Source organism: Paraburkholderia sp. BL17N1, from assembly GCF_003634175.1.
Classification (GTDB): domain Bacteria; phylum Pseudomonadota; class Gammaproteobacteria; order Burkholderiales; family Burkholderiaceae; genus Paraburkholderia.
Genome location: NZ_RBIW01000001.1, coordinates 3,684,820 through 3,701,460 on the forward strand (window position 1 = coordinate 3,684,820; position 16,641 = coordinate 3,701,460).

Annotated in this window: 16 protein-coding genes; 13 read left to right on the forward strand and 3 right to left on the reverse strand. The window is 60.4% G+C overall.

The features are described from left to right. Nucleotides 1–164 precede the first annotated feature (164 nt). The 10 genes from B0G82_RS16620 to dhaK all read left to right on the forward strand — a co-directional run bounded on the left by B0G82_RS16620 (nt 165) and on the right by dhaK (nt 10,034). The gene (locus B0G82_RS16620) at nt 165–1,334 is read left to right on the forward strand and encodes a porin (protein WP_116117041.1); all 1,170 of its coding nucleotides are present in this window, start codon (nt 165–167) and stop codon (nt 1,332–1,334) included. A gap of 299 nt (nt 1,335–1,633) precedes the next feature. After that, entirely contained in the window at nt 1,634–2,653 is a 1,020-nt protein-coding gene (locus B0G82_RS16625) for a LacI family DNA-binding transcriptional regulator (RefSeq protein WP_181196542.1), read from the forward strand. A gap of 114 nt (nt 2,654–2,767) precedes the next feature. Beyond that, nucleotides 2,768–4,099, forward strand: a complete 1,332-nt coding sequence (locus B0G82_RS16630) for an extracellular solute-binding protein (protein ID WP_116141487.1) — start codon at nt 2,768–2,770, stop codon at nt 4,097–4,099. Nucleotides 4,100–4,165: 66 nt separating this feature from the next. Beyond that, the gene (locus tag B0G82_RS16635; protein WP_116141489.1) at nt 4,166–5,122 is read left to right on the forward strand and encodes a sugar ABC transporter permease; all 957 of its coding nucleotides are present in this window, start codon (nt 4,166–4,168) and stop codon (nt 5,120–5,122) included. Next, nucleotides 5,119–6,072: a carbohydrate ABC transporter permease gene (locus B0G82_RS16640; protein ID WP_116141491.1), complete on the forward strand. Its 954-nt coding sequence runs from the start codon at nt 5,119–5,121 to the stop codon at nt 6,070–6,072. Before B0G82_RS16635 ends, B0G82_RS16640 begins: the two co-directional genes overlap by 4 nt. Next, the gene (locus B0G82_RS16645) at nt 6,069–6,263 is read left to right on the forward strand and encodes a hypothetical protein (protein ID WP_106281375.1); all 195 of its coding nucleotides are present in this window, start codon (nt 6,069–6,071) and stop codon (nt 6,261–6,263) included. Before B0G82_RS16640 ends, B0G82_RS16645 begins: the two co-directional genes overlap by 4 nt. Nucleotides 6,264–6,267: 4 nt before the next feature. Next, nucleotides 6,268–7,371, forward strand: a complete 1,104-nt coding sequence (locus B0G82_RS16650) for an ABC transporter ATP-binding protein (protein ID WP_121307996.1) — start codon at nt 6,268–6,270, stop codon at nt 7,369–7,371. Next, a complete protein-coding gene (locus B0G82_RS16655; protein WP_121307997.1) occupies nt 7,364–8,401 on the forward strand; it encodes an ABC transporter ATP-binding protein in 1,038 nt (345 codons plus the stop codon). Before B0G82_RS16650 ends, B0G82_RS16655 begins: the two co-directional genes overlap by 8 nt. Continuing rightward, nucleotides 8,398–9,030 carry a dihydroxyacetone kinase subunit DhaL gene (gene dhaL / locus B0G82_RS16660; RefSeq protein ID WP_121307998.1) on the forward strand — a complete coding sequence of 211 codons (633 nt, stop codon included), beginning with the start codon at nt 8,398–8,400 and terminating at the stop codon, nt 9,028–9,030. Before B0G82_RS16655 ends, dhaL begins: the two co-directional genes overlap by 4 nt. 14 nt (nt 9,031–9,044) lie before the next feature. Continuing rightward, nucleotides 9,045–10,034 (forward strand): dihydroxyacetone kinase subunit DhaK, encoded by a 990-nt coding sequence (gene dhaK / locus B0G82_RS16665; protein ID WP_106281383.1) that lies wholly within the window; start codon nt 9,045–9,047, stop codon nt 10,032–10,034. A 13-nt stretch (nt 10,035–10,047) separates the two neighbouring features. Here the strand turns inward: dhaK and B0G82_RS16670 are convergent, their stop codons facing one another. Next, on the reverse strand, nt 10,048–10,986 hold the full coding sequence (locus tag B0G82_RS16670) for a LysR family transcriptional regulator (protein WP_121307999.1): 939 nt from the start codon (nt 10,984–10,986) through the stop codon (nt 10,048–10,050). A gap of 131 nt (nt 10,987–11,117) precedes the next feature. Here B0G82_RS16670 and B0G82_RS16675 point away from each other — a divergent pair, with 131 nt between their 5' ends. Together B0G82_RS16675 and B0G82_RS16680 are read left to right on the forward strand one after the other, a co-directional pair. After that, nucleotides 11,118–11,969, forward strand: a complete 852-nt coding sequence (locus B0G82_RS16675; protein ID WP_121308000.1) for a class I SAM-dependent methyltransferase — start codon at nt 11,118–11,120, stop codon at nt 11,967–11,969. Between the two features lie 83 nt (nt 11,970–12,052). Continuing rightward, nucleotides 12,053–12,562 (forward strand): hypothetical protein, encoded by a 510-nt coding sequence (locus B0G82_RS16680; RefSeq protein WP_121308001.1) that lies wholly within the window; start codon nt 12,053–12,055, stop codon nt 12,560–12,562. On the opposite strand, the gene B0G82_RS16685 is transcribed toward B0G82_RS16680, so the two are convergent. Together B0G82_RS16685 and B0G82_RS16690 are read right to left on the reverse strand one after the other, a co-directional pair. Beyond that, nucleotides 12,547–12,930 carry a nuclear transport factor 2 family protein gene (locus B0G82_RS16685; protein ID WP_121308002.1) on the reverse strand — a complete coding sequence of 128 codons (384 nt, stop codon included), beginning with the start codon at nt 12,928–12,930 and terminating at the stop codon, nt 12,547–12,549. The two genes, B0G82_RS16680 and B0G82_RS16685, sit on opposite strands and share 16 nt — an antisense overlap. A gap of 29 nt (nt 12,931–12,959) precedes the next feature. After that, complete coding sequence (locus B0G82_RS16690; RefSeq protein ID WP_121308003.1) at nt 12,960–13,901, reverse strand: aldo/keto reductase; 942 nt, start codon at nt 13,899–13,901, stop codon at nt 12,960–12,962. A gap of 1,258 nt (nt 13,902–15,159) precedes the next feature. Between B0G82_RS16690 and B0G82_RS16695 the strand changes: the two genes are divergently transcribed. Then, the gene (locus B0G82_RS16695) at nt 15,160–16,632 is read left to right on the forward strand and encodes an MFS transporter (protein WP_241974693.1); all 1,473 of its coding nucleotides are present in this window, start codon (nt 15,160–15,162) and stop codon (nt 16,630–16,632) included. Nucleotides 16,633–16,641 lie beyond the last annotated feature (9 nt).

The following is a 16,641-nucleotide window of genomic DNA, read 5'->3' on the forward strand; positions in this document are numbered from 1 at the left end:
CACCTTTTGCAGTAAGGGTTCGTCAAAATTATTTCGGATTTATGACGAATTGGCTCGACGAAACGCACCGGTCAATCGAGCTTTGAAATGACATCATGCAGTTTCCTGCCTTTCATCCTCGTGCCCTGCTTTCTGTCTCGCCCCCCGCCCATTGGAGTGAAGTCATGAAACGAATCCCTGTCGCCCTCGCCGTATCCGCTGCATTCGCTGCTTCGGCTGCCCATGCACAGAGTTCGGTCACCCTGTACGGCCTCATCGACGCTGGTCTGATGTATACGAACAACGTCAAGACCTCCGCCACTGCGCACGGCAGCCTTGTTCAGGCAACCAGCGGCAACATTAATGGCAGTCGCTTCGGCATGCGGGGCGCCGAGGACCTCGGCGGCGGCCTGAAGGCCATTTTCGTGCTGGAAAACGGCTTCAACGTTCAAAACGGCAAGCTTGGCCAGAATGGCCGGATGTTTGGCCGACAGGCGTTTGTGGGCCTGAGCAGCGAGTTCGGTACGGTGACGCTGGGCCGTCAATATGACTCGCTGGTGGACTTCGTTGCACCGCTGTCGGGCACGGCCGGCACGTTCGGCGACACAGGCTTCGCGCACCCGTTCGACAACGACAACCTGAACCACACGCTACGGATGAGCAACGCGGTCAAGTACACGAGCAGCAACTATGCAGGCCTGAAGTTCGGCGGCCTTTATGCCTTCTCGAACAGTACCGACTTCACGCTGAACCGTGCATACAGTGCGGGGGCGAGCTTCGATTACGGCCCGTTCAAAATGGCTGCCGGCTACCTGCAAATCAACGGCAATGGCGCCGTACCCCAGGCGAACGCCAGCGGTGCGGTTGACCTCGGCGAAGCGGCGTCGACAACGGGTGGTTTCAGGTTCGGGGCAGACGTCCAGCGCACGTTCGGCGCGGGTCTGAGCTACACCTTCGGACCGGCAGTCGTCGGATTCGTGTATACAAACAGCCATTATCAGGGCACCCAGTCCTTCAACCTCAACAACGGTTCGCAGCACTTCGACAACTACGAGTTGAACGCCAAGTACACGCTTACACCAGCGGTCACGCTAGGCATCACTGACACGTATACCGATGCTCATCTGTCGGGCGCGTTCAATGCCACGGGAACGAAGTACGGTTCAGATCCGAAGTGGAACCAGGTCAATCTGCAGGCTGTCTACGCGCTTTCCAAACGCACAGATGTCTACGCCGAAGGCATGTATCAGCATGCGATCGGCCAGAACGTTGTGGCCTTCATCAATACGGCCGGTGGTGCGTCGTCGACGGCGAACCAGGTGGTCGGTACGGTGGGCATGCGCACGCGCTTCTAGTGTTCCGATCCGCTGATTCGCTAACAAAGTCCATGAAGCTTTTCGAGGATTGAATTGGCGGTAATCTCGCGCCGGTCGCCGGAGTCGTGCCGTTGCTCCATGGGAGGCCTTTGACCAGAAGTTTCTTGTGCAACGCACCGTCCACTGATTTAGGCAATTCATGCGTTCACTCATGTGAGCCGAAACGCGGCTTACCAATACCATCAAGAATGATGCGTTTATTGCCGCAAAAAAACTTGCATTTCTCTCCGGAAAAACTACCTTAACGAAAAGCTTCTGGGCTGGCACCGGAGAGCCACATGCCGGCAACACGTATGATGATTGCGCGTCGTGCGGGCGTTAGCGTCGCCACCGTCGATCGTGTGTTGCGCGACGACCAGGCTGTGCGTCCGGAAACGGCGGAGCGCGTCCATCTCGCGCTGGCAGCCCTGCGCGACGAACGCGCAAGCCGCGGCCGCCCTGCGAAGATCAATACGTATCGCGTGGCCTTCGTACTCCCTCAGGTCAACTCGCGTTTTCTCGACCACGTCGAGCGCAATATCGCGCTGTCCGCCAGCTTCTTTCGCGAGCACCGCATCATTCCGTCGTTCTACCGCTGCGATTTCACGACGCATCGCGACACCATTGCTTTCGCCGAGCAGGTGATCGACTACGACGCACTCGTGCTTGTGCCGCTCGACTACCCAGCGGTCGAACGCCTCGTTGAGGATATGAGCGATGCGGGCGTGCCCGTTGTCACGGTGTTCTCCGATCTGCCCGCCAGTCGCCGCGTTGCGTATGTCGGCGTTGATAACCGGATTGCCGGACGCACCGCGGGACTTCTGATGGGCCGCTTTCTCGGCGCGCGGCTCGGCACGGTGGCGATTCTATCGGCCTCGTCGCGCCTGCACGATCAACTGGAACGGCGCACCGGCTTATCGCAGGTGCTGGAAGAGGACTTTCGCAATCTGCGCTGGATTGCCGAACCGGACTTCGCCGAAGATGACGACGGCGCAGGTCTTGCCGTGCAGGGGCTCCTCGCGCGTTACCCGGATCTGGTCGGGGTTTATGTGACGGGCGGCGGCATCTCAGGCATCGCAACGGCGTTGCAGGAATCCGGCGACAAGGCACGTCTGGTACTGATCGGGCATGAATGCACCGCGGAGACTCGCGCGCAACTCTCCGAGCGCGCGATCGACGTGATCCTCGATCAGGATGTGCGCGGCATCGTTCATTGGGCAGGCCTCGCCGCCATCAATTTTTTTAACGACGTGCGTGGCGCGCTCGCCATCCCAACGCCGGAAACCCGGATTTATCTTCGTGAGAATGCGCATGCCTGAAGCTCGCGACACACGGATTCGCGTCTGAATCCGCTGGAGCCGAAACACAGCACCCGGCGCATGGGCGCTGTTCCACAGCAGGTTGGAGACCCGAGAAAGACAAGGAGAAGACAAATGTTACGTCTTACGTCAGCAAGGGTAATGGCGGCGGCCACAGTATCGTTGGGACTCGGCATGGCAACGGGCGCGCAAGCACAGGACAAGCAGTTGACCTTATGTTGGGCGGCATGGGACCCAGCCAACGCACTCGTCGAACTGTCGAAGGATTTCACCAGCAAGACCGGCATCAAGATGAAGTTCGAGTTCGTGCCATGGACAAGTTACGCCGATCGCTTTATCAACGAACTTAATTCGCATGGCAAACTATGTGATCTGATCATTGGGGACAGCCAGTGGATTGGCGGCGCGGCGGTCAACGGGCACTACGTCAAGCTCAACGATTTTTTCGCGAAGAACAAGATATCAATGAACGACTTCGTACCGGCGACGGTTGTCGGTTATGCGGAGTGGCCAAAGAATACGCCGAACTACTGGGCGTTGCCGGCCATGGCCGATGCGGTCGGCTGGACCTATCGGAAGGACTGGTTTGCGCGCCCTGAGTTGCGCGCCGAGTTCAAGCAGAAATATAAACGCGAACTCGAACCGCCAACCACGCTGGACGAACTCAAGCAAACCGCGGAGTTCTTCCAGGGCCGCAAGATCGACGGCAAGACTGTATATGGTGCCTACATCTTTACGGAGCGCGGTTCCGAAGGCATCACGATGGGGGTGACCAACGCGCTTTATAACTTCGGCTTCGAATATGAAGACCCCAAGAAACCCTATCACCTGGATGGCTTCGTCAACTCGCCGGGCGCGGTCAAAGGGCTGGAGTATTACAAGGCGCTCTACAAGTGCTGCACGGCGCCCGGCATGACCAACGCGTATATGCAGGAAGGACTCGACGCCTTCAAGTCTGGTCAGGTGGCGATGCAGATGAACTGGTTTGCATTCTTTCCAGGACTCTACAAAGACCCGAACGTGGGCGGCGACAAGATCGGCTTCTTCGTGAATCCGCGTGAGATCAAGCAGTTCACGCAGCTCGGCGGACAGGGCATCTCGGTCGTGTCGTACTCGGACCACAAGGAAGACGCACTTGAATACATCAAGTGGTTCGCGCAACCCGATGTACAGAAGAAGTGGTGGCAGTTAGGCGGCTATTCGGCGGCGAAGTCGGTGGTGGATGCGCCCGACTTTCCGAAGAGTGCACCTTTTGCGCCGGCATTCCTCAAGTCCATGTCGATCGTGAAAGACTTCTGGGCTGAACCCGCGTATGCGGAACTGCTGCTCGACATGCAGAAGCGCGTGCATGACTATGTGGTGGCCGACAAGGGCACGGCCAAAGAGGCGCTCGATCTGCTGGTCAAAGACTGGAACAAGGTCTTCAAGGCCGAAGGCAAGAATTAGCGTGTGTCCGGGACTGGACCGGCGCCCCCTGCACGGCTGCCGCCGGTTCACTTAAAGGAGCGAGGCATGTTGGCCAACAAGCCTTTTTCGTCAGCGGGACTGGAGTCGCGGGCGTCGGCGCGGGCGCGCACACGTCTGGCCGGGTTATCGGACAGGACCATTGCGTGGCTGTTCATTCTCCCGACAATCCTGCTGCTGCTCGCGATCAACATCTTTCCGTTGATCTGGGCGTTACGTCTGTCGTTCACGAACTTCAAGTCGAATATGCCGAGCGTGCCGGCGCGCTTTGTCGGTATCGACAACTACGTCGACATTCTCACCGACGAAGACATCTGGTACGCGATGCAGGTGACGGCGCGTTTCGTATTCTGGTCGGTCGGGCTCGAGGTTCTACTGGGTTTCGGCCTCGCGTTGCTGATCAACCGGCAGTTTCGCGGTCATAGCTTCTGGACCACGCTGATCCTGCTGCCGATGATGCTGTCGCCGGCCGTCGTGGGCAACTTCTGGACCTTTCTGCTGCAACCGCAAACGGGCCTCTTCAACGATATCGTCGGCTTCTTCACCGGCATTGCGCCCGGTTCGTTCCAGATGATCGGCGATGTGTCACTCGCGCCCTGGACCATCGTGATGGTCGATACCTGGATGTGGACCCCTTATGTGATGCTCATCTGCCTCGCCGGCCTGCGGTCGATTCCCGACTACATCTACGAAGCGGCCGAAGTGGATCGCGCCACACCGTGGCGGCAGTTCTGGTCGATCACCTTGCCGATGACCTTGCCGTTCCTGATGCTCGCCGTGCTGTTTCGCGGCATCGAGAACTTCAAGATGTTCGACATGGTGAATCTGCTGACTTCGGGCGGCCCGGGTTCGGTTACCGAAACCGTGTCGATCACTTTAAAGCGTGCCGCGTTCGAGAAATGGCAGACGGGCTATTCCTCGGCCCTGGCGATCATTCTGTTCGTGACGGTGTTCGGTGCGGCGAACATCTACGTCAAGGCGTTGAACCGGGTGAAACAGCGATGAGACCGACTGCTACCCAACACTCGGTGGTGGCTTCGTCGCCGCGCGGCAAGCGCTTCGCGGCGGCGATTGTCATCACTTACGCGCTGCTTGCAACCTTGCCGATGGTGTGGATCTTCCTGACGAGCTTCAAGACGCAGGAAGACGCGATTGCCTATCCGCCTGTCGTGCTGTTTCAGCCGTCGATGGAAGGCTATGTGAACCTGTTCACGATCCGTTCGCGGCAGACACCCGAGTTCATCGCCAGTCTGCCGCCCGCGCGCACCTGGTATGAGCGTGATGTGCGCAAGCGCGGCATGGTCATCGCGGGACCGTCGAAAGTCCTGCCGCGCTTCGTGAATTCGCTCGTGATTGGTTTCGGTTCGACCTTTCTCGCCGTGTTTCTCGGCACGCTGGCGGCGTATGCGTTCTCGCGCTTCAAGGTGCCGCTCGCCGACGACCTGCTGTTCTTCATCCTGTCGACCCGCATGATGCCGCCGATCGCGGTCGCCATTCCGATCTACCTGATGTACCGGGCACTGGGCTTGAGCGACAGCTATGTCGGCATGATCGTGCTGTATACGGCGGTGAATGTGTCGCTGGCGGTATGGCTGCTGAAGGGGTTCATGGACGAGATTCCACGCGAATACGAAGAGGCGGCGCTCGTCGACGGGTACACGCGCCTGCAGGCTTTCGTCAAAGTGGTGCTGCCGCAGGCGATTACCGGTATCGCCGCGACCGCGATTTTCTGCCTGATCTTCGCGTGGAACGAGTATGCATTCGCGTCACTGCTTACAAGCGGCGACGCGCAAACCATGCCGCCGTTCATTCCGTTCATCATCGGCGAAGGCGGCCAGGACTGGCCGGCCGTCGCGGCGGCGACGACGCTTTTCGTGCTGCCTATCCTTATCTTCACTGTGGTACTGCGCAAGCATTTATTGCGCGGCATCACCTTCGGCGCGGTGCGTAAATGAAACGTGACTCCGTTTTTCCGCAAAGACACTCGCTGCGTCGCGGCTACGGCGAAGCAGCGTCGACTGCGCTGATTGGTTTCGGCATGGTGATGCTAGTGCAGCCGTTTTCACTGACGGCGTTCACATGGTCGTTTCCGGTCATCCTGGTAGGTGCGCTCGCATTTGTCGTGACCAGCCATTTCCCGGACTGACGCCATGTCCACGATCGTTCTTGCCAACCTTCACAAGCGCTTCGACGACTTCGTCGCGGTACGCGACACCAGTCTGACGATCGGCGCCGGGCGCTTTGTCGTGTTGCTCGGTCCATCGGGTTGCGGCAAGACCACCACGCTGCGGATGATTGCCGGTCTGGAGTTGCCGACCTCCGGCCGGATTTTAATAGACGGCGAGGACGTGACGGCGTTGCGCGCGCGTCAGCGGGATATCGCGTTCGTCTTCCAGATGTTCGCGCTATATCCACATATGACGGTGCGCAATAACATCGCCTTCCCGCTGAAAAACGAGCATGCGTCGCGCAAGGAAATCGCGGCACGAGTGGATGCGGCCGCGCACATGCTGCGTATCGAGAACATTCTCGATCGCAAAACCGGCGGGCTGTCAGGCGGCGATCGGCAACGCGTGGCGCTGGGGCGCGCGATCGTGCGTCAGCCGAAGGCGTTTCTCATGGACGAACCGCTCGGCACGCTCGATGCGGATTTCCGCGAACTGATGTGTCTCGAGTTGCGCAAGCTGCACAACGCGCTGGCCGCCACGACGGTCTACGTTACGCACGATCAGAGCGAAGCGATGGCAATGGCTGACGACATCGTCGTGATGAACAAGGGTGAGTTGCTGCAGGCCGGTCCGCCACACGAGATCTATCACTTTCCGGCGACGGTGTTCGTCGGCAACTTCATCGGCAGTCCGCCGATGAATTTCCTGCCAGTCGATGGCGGCGTGGACGCGGGCCACGAAGAAGTCCGCTTGCACGGCGCGCGGGTCCCGGTACCCCACTGCGAAGCCGCCGCTGAACGCGTGCTGCTAGGCATCCGTCCCGAGCATGTGGCGATCGATCAACACGGCCCGCTGCGCGGCAAGGTGATTGCCGATGAATACCTCGGTTCGCATCAGGTGCTGGTGGTCGAGACCGCGTTGGGCGTGGTGAGGGTACGGGTGGGAAAAGACGACGGCCTGCCTGCCGGATCACCGGTCGGTTTGTCGTTTCGCAAGGAGCGCACGCTGCTGTACGACGCGCAGAGCGGCCGGCTGTTGCCAGGTGCCGCTCACACGATTCCTGCACACGGAGAAGCTCATGGCTGAAATCCAGTTGCGCAATGTGTCGAAACGATTTGGCGATATCGTCGCGGTCGACGATCTGTCGATCGATGTGATGGACTGCGAGTTCGTGGTGCTGCTCGGGCCGAGCGGCGCAGGCAAGACCACGACGCTGCGTCTGATCGCCGGGCTGGAGCAGCCGGATGCGGGCGACGTGCTGATCGACGGAGCGATCGCGACCGGCGTGCATCCGTCCGAGCGCGACGTGGCGTTTATCTTCCAGCAATATTCGCTGTACCCGCATCTGACCGTGTTCGGCAACCTGGCGTTTCCATTGCGCTCGCCAAGAAGGCGCAGTAGCGAGGCGGACGTGCGTGCGCGCGTTCACGCGGTCGCGGAGATGCTGCACATGGAATCAAAGCTCGACAACATGGCGACGCATCTGTCCGGCGGCGAAATGCAGAGGGTGGCGATCGGGCGCGCGCTCGTGCGGCAACCCAAGGTGTTTCTGATGGACGAGCCGCTGTCGTCGCTCGATGCGAAGCTGCGTGAAGAGTTGCGCATCGAACTCAAGCGCCTGCATCGTACGATCGGCGCGACGATCATCTACGTCACGCACGATCAGGTCGAAGCGACCACGCTCGCGGATCGAATCGGCATTCTCGACCATGGGCGTCTCGTGCAGATCGGCACGCCGCGCGAGGTGTATGGAAATCCGGTGTCGCTGAGCGCCGCGCAGCGGCTCGGCTCTCCGCCCATCAACCTGCTGCCGCCCACGCTGTTCGATTCGGCTCACATGCCGGCGGGAACGGCGACTGTCGCCATCCGTCCCGAGGATATCGTGCTGCATGACGCTGACGTGGGCGATGCGCGTGGCGCACAGGACGCACTGAATCTGACGGTGCTCGAATATTCGCCGCTGCGCCATCTGCTGATTCTCGATCGAGCGGGAACCGCCGTCGTGGCAACGACCATTGCGGAGCGCAATTTTTCGCCGGGGCAATCGGTCGGTGTGTCGCTGCCGGCGCGCAGCCTTTTATATTTCCGTGCCGATGGCAGGAGGATTCCGACATGAACGGCAAAACGGTCATGGCGTGCATCGACTCTGCCTATGCGGCGTTGAAGGAGCATACCGACGAGATCGCGTCACTCGACCAGCAGATCGGCGATGGCGATCACATCTTCAATCTGCTGCGCGGCATGGACGCCCTGCTTGCGGTGCGCGCGGAGATCGCGGCCGAAGCTTTCGGCCCCGCGCTGGATATCGCGGCGTCCAAGGTGCTGTCGACGGTGGGCGGATCGTCCGGGCCTTTATTCTTCTCGTTGCTGAACGGCATGGCGAAAGCGTCCGCGATCAATGCAATGGATGTGGCCGGCTTCGCCCACATCTTCGCGGCGGGTGTCGAGGCCGTCGGGCAACGCGGCAAGACCGGCCTCGGCAGCAAGACCATGATGGACGTGTTGATTCCGGTTGCGAAGCGCTTCGAGGAACTGGCCGCCGAAAGCGCCGCGGCGCGCGTGGTGCTCGACACGCTGCCGCAAATCGCCGAGGAAAACATGCTGGCGACCCGCGACATGCTGGCGACCAAGGGACGGGCGTCGTTTCTCGGCGAGCGTTCGCGCGGTCATATCGATCCCGGCGCGCGCTCCAGCCAGATCATGATTGCTTCGGTATGCGCGCGGCTTGCGCAAGACAACGGATAAAGGAGCGGGAGATCATGAAGAAATTCATCAATCACGTGGACGACTTTCTCGCCGAGAGTCTGGCGGGATTCGCCGCGGCCCATGCCGACCTGATCGTGCTCAATCGGGAACCGGTGTTCGTGCGGCGCAAGCACCTGAAGCCTGGCAAGGTTGCGCTGATATCGGGCGGCGGCTCGGGGCACGAACCGCTCCATTCAGGGTTTGTCGGCTATGGCATGCTGGACGCCGCGTGCCCGGGCCAGATCTTCACGTCGCCGACGCCGGACCAGATGATGGCCGCCGCGAAGGCCGTCGATACCGGTGCGGGCGTGCTCTTCATCGTGAAGAACTACTCGGGCGATCTGATGAACTTCGAAATGGCGTCGGAGATGTCCGAGGCGCCCAATGCGATGGTCCTCATCAACGATGACGTCGCGGTGGAAAACTCCAGCTATACGACCGGACGGCGCGGCGTTGCGGGCGCGGTGATCGTCGAGAAGCTGGTGGGCAGCCTGGCTGAAAGCGGGGCGAATCTCGATGAATGCAAGATGTTTGGCGACCGGGTCAACAAGCACACGGCTTCAATGGGTGTTGCTTTCTCCAGTTGCACGGTGCCGGCAGCCGGCACGCGAACCTTCAAGATCGGCGACGATGAGATCGAAGTCGGCGTCGGCATTCATGGCGAGCCGGGCAGGCGGCGCGCGAAATTCGCGTCGGCCGATACGATTGCGGGGGAGTTGCTAACGGCTATCGTCGACGACCTCAAGCCACCTGCGGGGGCCGGCTTGCTGGTGCTCGTGAACGGCCTTGGCGGTACGCCGCTTGGCGAGCTTTATCTGCTCTTCAACTCGACGCGCGTCTGGCTTGAAAAGCGCGATCTGAAAATTGCGCGCGTGCAAGTGGGCGCGCTGACCACTTCACTCGAGATGGCAGGCGCTTCGATCACACTTTGCATGCTCGACGAAGAGATGACGAAGCATTGGGACAGCGCGGTGCACACGCCGGCGCTAAGGTGGGGTGTATAGCACCAGGGCAACGTCATTCTGTGCGCGGCACTTTGCCCTGGCTTGCCTGGCGGGCTTTCACATGATCGATGAAGGCGCGCAGCTTCGGCATGACTTGCCGGCGGCTTGGGTAGTACAGAAATACACCCGGTATCACCGGCGCTAACGGCTTCAGGACTTCTATGAGTTTTCCGGTCCGCAGTCCTTCGGCGACCATCGGCTCAGGTAACTGGGCAAGGCCCATACCTTCCATTGCCGCACCCAGCATGGTGGGAAAATCATGGGCGATGAAAGGACCGCTTACGGCGATCTCGATCGTATTGCCGCCGTTGTCGAATGACCATAGCGCGAGCGCGCCGCTGGATTTGCGCCATCGCAAGCACGCGTGTTGCCGCAGATCGTCTGTACGCTCCGGCTGGCTGCGCCCTGCGAAGTAGGCCGGCGTGCCGACGACGACGAAACGAAGCGGTGGCGTCAACGGCACCGCGACCATGTCGGCGTCGACGAACTGACCCAGCCGGATACCGGCGTCGAACCCTTCAGTCGCAAGGTCGATCAGCTGGTTGCTGGCGGCGATCTCCACTTCGACCTCGGGATAAGCCTGGTGGAACGATGCAATCAGGGGATCCAGCAGGAGTGGCACCACCGCGCGCGGCACTGAAAGACGCAACAATCCGCTGGGCCTCTGGCCGAGACCGCGCGCAACGTCGCTGGCAGCGACGAGTTCCTCGAAGGCAGGCTTCGCGCGCGAAAGAAACTGTTCGCCGGCTTCGGTCAGACCCACGCTACGCGTGGTGCGTATGAAGAGCGTTGCGCCAATGCGCTCTTCCAGCACACGCACCGCCTGGCTGATCGCCGACGGCGTCACGCCGAGTTCCGCAGCTGCCCTGCGAAAACTGCGATGCCGGGCAACGCACAGGAACGCCTCCACGCCATCGAGCGCGCCCTGCCTCACTGTGAAGATCTGCTTCATAACCCGTCAACATTGTGATGAATAGTCGCTCGCGAGAGACGATGGTACACCTATGCCTGTGGACGAGGAGTCGCGCCGATGTCGGCGCGCAAGCCCTGAACCATCCGCCAGAACCGTGGAGGAACCTTGCAATGAACGATGCGCTTGACGACGTGCGCGATCACTATCGTGCGACCGGACTGACCGAGCGGCTGAAGAGCGCGCTCACGGTTTTCGGACCGGAGAACGAGCCGCTCACACCCCAGCAACTGGGCGCCCTCGACCAGTTTCACACCCGTGGGCTTGCTGCCACGGCCGAGCTTGCCGGATTGGCCGGAATCACCGCTGACATGCAGGTGCTGGACGTCGGTTCCGGTGTTGGCGGCCCGGCCCGTTTTCTGGCAGCAACCTATGGCTGCCGGGTGACGGGTATCGACCTCAGCGAGCCGTTCGTGGATGCCGCGCGCTATCTCACCCAGCGCACGGGGCAGAGCGAACAGGTGTCGTTCCGTGCCGCCAGCGCGCTGGAAATTCCGTTCGCCGACGACCATTTCGACGCCGTATTTCTGCAGCACGTGGCAATGAACATCGCCGAGCGCACTCGGCTTTACCGGGAGATCCAACGCGTGCTGAAGCCGGGCGGCAGGTTTGCGACGTTCGACGTCGTCGCAAACGGCGGCGAACCGCACTATCCCGTTCCCTGGGCGCGGACGCCGACAGCCAGCTTTCTGCTCACGGCCGATGCGACGCACGCGGCGATCGAACAGGCAGGTTTCCGCACGCTGGTATCGCAAGACGACACCGAGAGCGCAAAGGCCTGGTTTGCGCAGATGCGTGTGTCAGGACCGCCGCCCTCGCCTAATCTCGGCGTGGTGATGGGCCCGGACTTCGCCCAGCTCACGACCAACCTGGGCCGAAATCTCCTGGAAGACAGACTCGGCATCTTGACAGCGGTGTTCGAGAACGCGTCCCCGAAGGCTGGGAATCACCGGGAGAACCGCTGATGACCGCCGTCCCCATCGCGGTTGAAGTTGGCGATCTTCATCATGGCCTTTAATGCGCCAGACAACATCTGTCAGGAGGCAACATGTCACCGGAACTTGTCTTTCAATTGCAGCTCGCGCTGGGATATGTCGCGTGGCTGCTTGTCTTCCGTGCATACGTCTGGCCGAGGCTAAGGCCGATGGACCCATTTGAAGCGCAACGCGCCATCGCCATGTTGCACAGCTTCCGTTTCTTCGGGCTGGTCTTTATTCTGCCGGGTGTGGTTAGTCCCGATCTGCCTGCCGGCTTCGCAGCGTTCGCCGCATACGGTGACTTCGCAACCGGCGTTCTGGCGATGCTGGCACTACTCACAGCACGGGTACGCCCACTGTTCTGGTTGTTCGTCGTAGCCTTCAATCTTGTGGGGGCGACCGACCTCATCGTCGACTACTATCACGCTATCCAGTCCGATCTTCCCGCGCGCGCGGGGGAGTTGGGCGCTACGTACGCGATTCCGATCATCTACGTGCCGGCACTGATGATTACGCATGTTGCTGCCTTCTTTTTGCTGCTGCGCCGTGAGTCCACCAGGCGGCGTCACGCGATCTGCTGAACCCAGCGACTCCGCCAGGCCGGCGCCTCGAACGGATACGAAAAATACTGGGTCTCGTGAATGACCTTGTCGTCACAGAACTCCATGATGCTTACCGTGTAAGCCGCCCGCCCCTGGTAATTGATGGTGTACTCCGTGACCCAGAGATTGCCTTCACCCTGGATTCGCCTGACATTGAAGCCGGATGGCTTCTCCGGATGATGACTCCGCAGCGCCTGCAAATTGCTTCGCCCCATGATCCGTTCCCCTGATTGGGGATAGTCGCAGATGGCATCATCATCGTAAATGGCGTGTTCCGCGTCGAGATCGCCGACCGCCGACGCTTGCCAGTGCGCGTTCAGTGCTTCACGTATCCTGTCTTCCTGCATGGCGTGCCTCCAATACCGTTCAGGTCTATCTATTGCGGACGCCGCGGAATAAACCCGGGGCTGCCTGTCTTGACGACTTCGTTGTACCTCTGCCTCGTCTCGATCCGGTTGATCTCGTCGAATGCCTCTGCAGGAAGCGCGGAGACATCGAAATTCTCGCGCGCGCGGAGCGCCGTCCTGGGTGTGGTAAGCAACGCTCCGCCACGCTGTATCGCCCACGCAAGCAGTACCTGGGCCGATGTCTTTCCAGTTCGTTCGGCAATCCGCACGATGACCGGATCTTCGAGCGGCCCCGGCCTGATTCCGTGACCCAGTGGCGCAAAGGCCAGAAACACGATTCCTTTCTCCTTGCAGAACTCCAGGAGCTCCGTTTCCGGAAGATACGGATGTGCTTCGACCTGCACCACCGCCGGCTTGATTCGCGCCGATTCATAGAGAGGCCGCAATTCGTCCAGGCCAATATCGGACAATCCGATAGCCCGGCATCTTCCACCGTCGACGAGATCCTCCATCGCCTTCCACGTGTCTTGCAAAGTCACCCCCTTATCGTAGATGACGTCGCCGTTTTCGTCGCGCGGATCCTGCTCGTCGCCCGCCTGAAACGCGAACGGTGTATGGATCAGATAGAGATCGAGATAGTCGAGTCCGAGTCTTTCAAGGCTTGCATCGAACGCCGGTTCGACGCGTTCGGGCCGATGATTCGAATTCCATAGTTTCGTCGTCACAAAGATGTCTTCGCGCGCGATCCCTCCCGCAGCAAGCCCTGTCCGCAGAGCTTCGCCCACTTCGCGCTCGTTTCGATATCGCTCGGCACAATCGAAGTGCCGATAGCCGGCTTCCAGCGCGGCTGCGGTAGCACTGATCGTCGTAGCTGCATCGGGAATCAGGGTGCCGAATCCGAGCGCGGGCATGCGGCCGCCTCCGTGATTAAGCGCTAGCGTTCTGCTCCGGAAATCGGAAGACTCACTCATGGCGACACCTCTGCACTATTGCATGCTCTGTGATAAGGACCGACGTCAGGGCCCGCAATCGCGGCGCCGGGTCCATGAACGCAACAACGTCAACGTACCCGTGTCGGATCACCGCTTGATCCTGATTCCCGGCCGGCGAATTCGTGAACTGCTTACACCGGGTTCTTGACTCAGCCGGTTGTGAAGTGCCGCTTCAGCGACAGGGCGCGACGTTGTGGCTTTGGCAGAGAAGTTGGCGTCGCTCGGCAACACAAGGGAGCACAACGGTGGCGCTAACACCCTTCTCTCTTTCAGGCCGTAATGGTGTTGAATGTGCTGAAGGTGAAGCGATCGAATCGAGTGGCGAGGATCCGCAACTCAGTCGCGGTAGTCAGCGTCAACCAAATGTCATACAGGGCCGCGTCGTGATCAAGTGTAGCAAAGGAATCACCGGGCGACAGCGTTGGATTCCAGCAGAGTACGGCTTGCACCCTGCGTCATTACCCGCCATGCAACAACACGTAGGTACTGTTCACTGCTGGTCAACTGTTGCGTGATCAAAGTCTGCAAGGCACGCGCGTGCCGCGAGGCCACTCCACCGTGCGAATGATGGGACTGCGGAAAAGCTCTGACGAAGGGCGGTGGTTTGAACGCCGCCACGAAGTCACCGGCAATCGGGTAGGCGAGAAAAGGTATTCGCTTGAATGCCGTCGCTCTGCGATCATTAGGATGCCGATGTAGTCTCCGGAAAACCCATGGAGCGCTGGGCGCCGCCATCATAAGTCGCTGCACCTTTTACTGAGTTCTGTTCTGTAGCCGAATGGAAAAAGATCATTTCCAGGCGAGTGTGTTGTCCTTGTCACTGTGGTGACATTGGCTGGATTTGAGAGTGGAATGGACCGATGTGCGGACTTTTTTGACCTCCGGAGAGCAGACCTGTCTCCTGGAATGAAATGAACTCGTAGCGTGGCAATAAGACGTGAGCGGACCGGCTGGAACTAGCGCAGAAAAAACGATAAGGTTAGCGAATCGAACCTCTTTGCGGAGCATCCGGGATCTTTTCAGGCGTCGGGCGTGGCAGAGAGATATCCGACGTAATACCCCATTAAATACGGGTGGCCGGACTCTTATGAATAGCGCCAACTCACCGCTGACTGGAACGGGAGAGCCGAAAATTTCTCCATCGGCGCCTGCCTCCGTACCCGCCACATGGACGCCGGCACAGCAAACGCCCACAGAAGCGCAGTTGCCCCTACGCCTCGCCATCGGCCTGCTCGGCATGTTGCTGGCCTCTCTGCTGGCGATATTGAACGAACAGGTCACCGCAGTTGCGCTCGCGGATATTCGCGGCGCGTTCTCGATCGGACGGGACGACGGAACCTGGCTGACCACCCTGTTCGAAGCGACCAACGTCGCCACCATGGTATTCGCGCCATGGTTCGGCGTGACGTTCACGCTCAAGCGCTTCACGATCGGCGCCGTGCTCGCCGTGATGATCCTTGGATTGCTCTGCCCGTTTGCACCGAACCTGCTGACGCTCTATGTATTGCGCGCGCTGCAGGGCGTCGCCGGTGGCTGTCTGCCGCCGATGCTGATCATCGTCGCGCTGCGTTATCTGCCGCCGAAGGTCAAGTTATACGGCCTCGCGGGCTATGCGCTGACCGCGACCTTCGGACCGGCGCTCGGCACGCCTCTCGCCGCGTTGTGGACGGAATATGTCGGCTGGCAAATGGTCTTCTGGCAGATCGTGCCGCTGGGACTCGTCAGCTGCGTGGCAATCCATCAGGGACTGCCGACGGATCCCGCCAGATTCGAACGGCTGCGTTCATTCAACTGGACCGGCTTCCTGCTCGGATATCCCGCCATCGCCATGCTCGTGATCGGCCTGCTGCAGGGTGATCGCCTCGACTGGCTGCACTCCACCTTCATCTCCACCATGTTTTGCGGCGGGACGCTGTTGTTCGCGGCGTTTCTGGTCAACGAGTGGTTTCATCCTGTGCCGTTTTTCAAGCTTCAGCTGCTTGCCCGCAGGAACTTCGCGCATGGGCTGCTGACCCTGGTGGGTGCGGTGATCCTGCTGGTGAGCGTTGCCGCCATACCCAGTCAGTATCTCGCGCAGATTCACGGTTACAGGCCGCTGCAAACCACGCCGCTGTTTTTGCTGGTGGCCCTTCCCCTTCTGATTGCGCTGCCCGCGACCGCCGCGCTGCTCAATCTCCAGCAGGTCGACCACCGCTGGGTCATGGCCACTGGACTTTGCCTGATGGCCATCTCGTGCTTTCTGGGGAGCTTCGTCACCTCCGACTGGATTCGCAATAATTTCTACTGGCTTCAGTCGTTACAGATCCTCGCGCAACCGATGGTCATCATGGGAATCCTGATGGGCGTCACGACCGGCTTGCCGCCAACGGAGGGCCCGTTTGCCTCGGCCATGTTCAACACGCTCAAGACGTTTACCGGCGCCGCGGCAACCGGCCTCATTGAAGGTCTCGGCACGGCGCGCGAGCATTTTCATTCGGGCATGCTGGTCGACCACCTGGGCAATAACGCGCTGGTCACGAGCCAGAGCCTCGATGCCACTCACGGTCTCGGCGAACTCGCACACCGGATCCACGAGCAGGCCGTCGTGCTCACATCGGCGGATCTCTATCGCGTGATGGCGGGCATCGCCGTCGCCTTTCTTTTCGTTATCCCGGTGTTGCCCGTGCGGGTCTATCCGCCCTGGAGCACAACGCAGCCCTCCTCCCGTTAAGCGACGCTA

What these genes read in the sequence shown, in the direction of transcription:
- B0G82_RS16620 (WP_116117041.1), top strand. Translation starts at nt 165, where the DNA reads ATGAAACGAATCCCTGTCGCCCTCGCCGTATCCGCTGCATTCGCTGCT.
- B0G82_RS16625 (WP_181196542.1), top strand. Translation starts at nt 1,634, where the DNA reads ATGCCGGCAACACGTATGATGATTGCGCGTCGTGCGGGCGTTAGCGTC.
- B0G82_RS16630 (WP_116141487.1), top strand. Translation starts at nt 2,768, where the DNA reads ATGTTACGTCTTACGTCAGCAAGGGTAATGGCGGCGGCCACAGTATCG.
- B0G82_RS16635 (WP_116141489.1), top strand. Translation starts at nt 4,166, where the DNA reads ATGTTGGCCAACAAGCCTTTTTCGTCAGCGGGACTGGAGTCGCGGGCG.
- B0G82_RS16640 (WP_116141491.1), top strand. Translation starts at nt 5,119, where the DNA reads ATGAGACCGACTGCTACCCAACACTCGGTGGTGGCTTCGTCGCCGCGC.
- B0G82_RS16645 (WP_106281375.1), top strand. Translation starts at nt 6,069, where the DNA reads ATGAAACGTGACTCCGTTTTTCCGCAAAGACACTCGCTGCGTCGCGGC.
- B0G82_RS16650 (WP_121307996.1), top strand. Translation starts at nt 6,268, where the DNA reads ATGTCCACGATCGTTCTTGCCAACCTTCACAAGCGCTTCGACGACTTC.
- B0G82_RS16655 (WP_121307997.1), top strand. Translation starts at nt 7,364, where the DNA reads ATGGCTGAAATCCAGTTGCGCAATGTGTCGAAACGATTTGGCGATATC.
- dhaL (WP_121307998.1), top strand. Translation starts at nt 8,398, where the DNA reads ATGAACGGCAAAACGGTCATGGCGTGCATCGACTCTGCCTATGCGGCG.
- dhaK (WP_106281383.1), top strand. Translation starts at nt 9,045, where the DNA reads ATGAAGAAATTCATCAATCACGTGGACGACTTTCTCGCCGAGAGTCTG.
- B0G82_RS16670 (WP_121307999.1), bottom strand. Translation starts at nt 10,986, where the DNA reads ATGAAGCAGATCTTCACAGTGAGGCAGGGCGCGCTCGATGGCGTGGAG.
- B0G82_RS16675 (WP_121308000.1), top strand. Translation starts at nt 11,118, where the DNA reads ATGAACGATGCGCTTGACGACGTGCGCGATCACTATCGTGCGACCGGA.
- B0G82_RS16680 (WP_121308001.1), top strand. Translation starts at nt 12,053, where the DNA reads ATGTCACCGGAACTTGTCTTTCAATTGCAGCTCGCGCTGGGATATGTC.
- B0G82_RS16685 (WP_121308002.1), bottom strand. Translation starts at nt 12,930, where the DNA reads ATGCAGGAAGACAGGATACGTGAAGCACTGAACGCGCACTGGCAAGCG.
- B0G82_RS16690 (WP_121308003.1), bottom strand. Translation starts at nt 13,901, where the DNA reads ATGAGTGAGTCTTCCGATTTCCGGAGCAGAACGCTAGCGCTTAATCAC.
- B0G82_RS16695 (WP_241974693.1), top strand. Translation starts at nt 15,160, where the DNA reads ATGTTGCTGGCCTCTCTGCTGGCGATATTGAACGAACAGGTCACCGCA.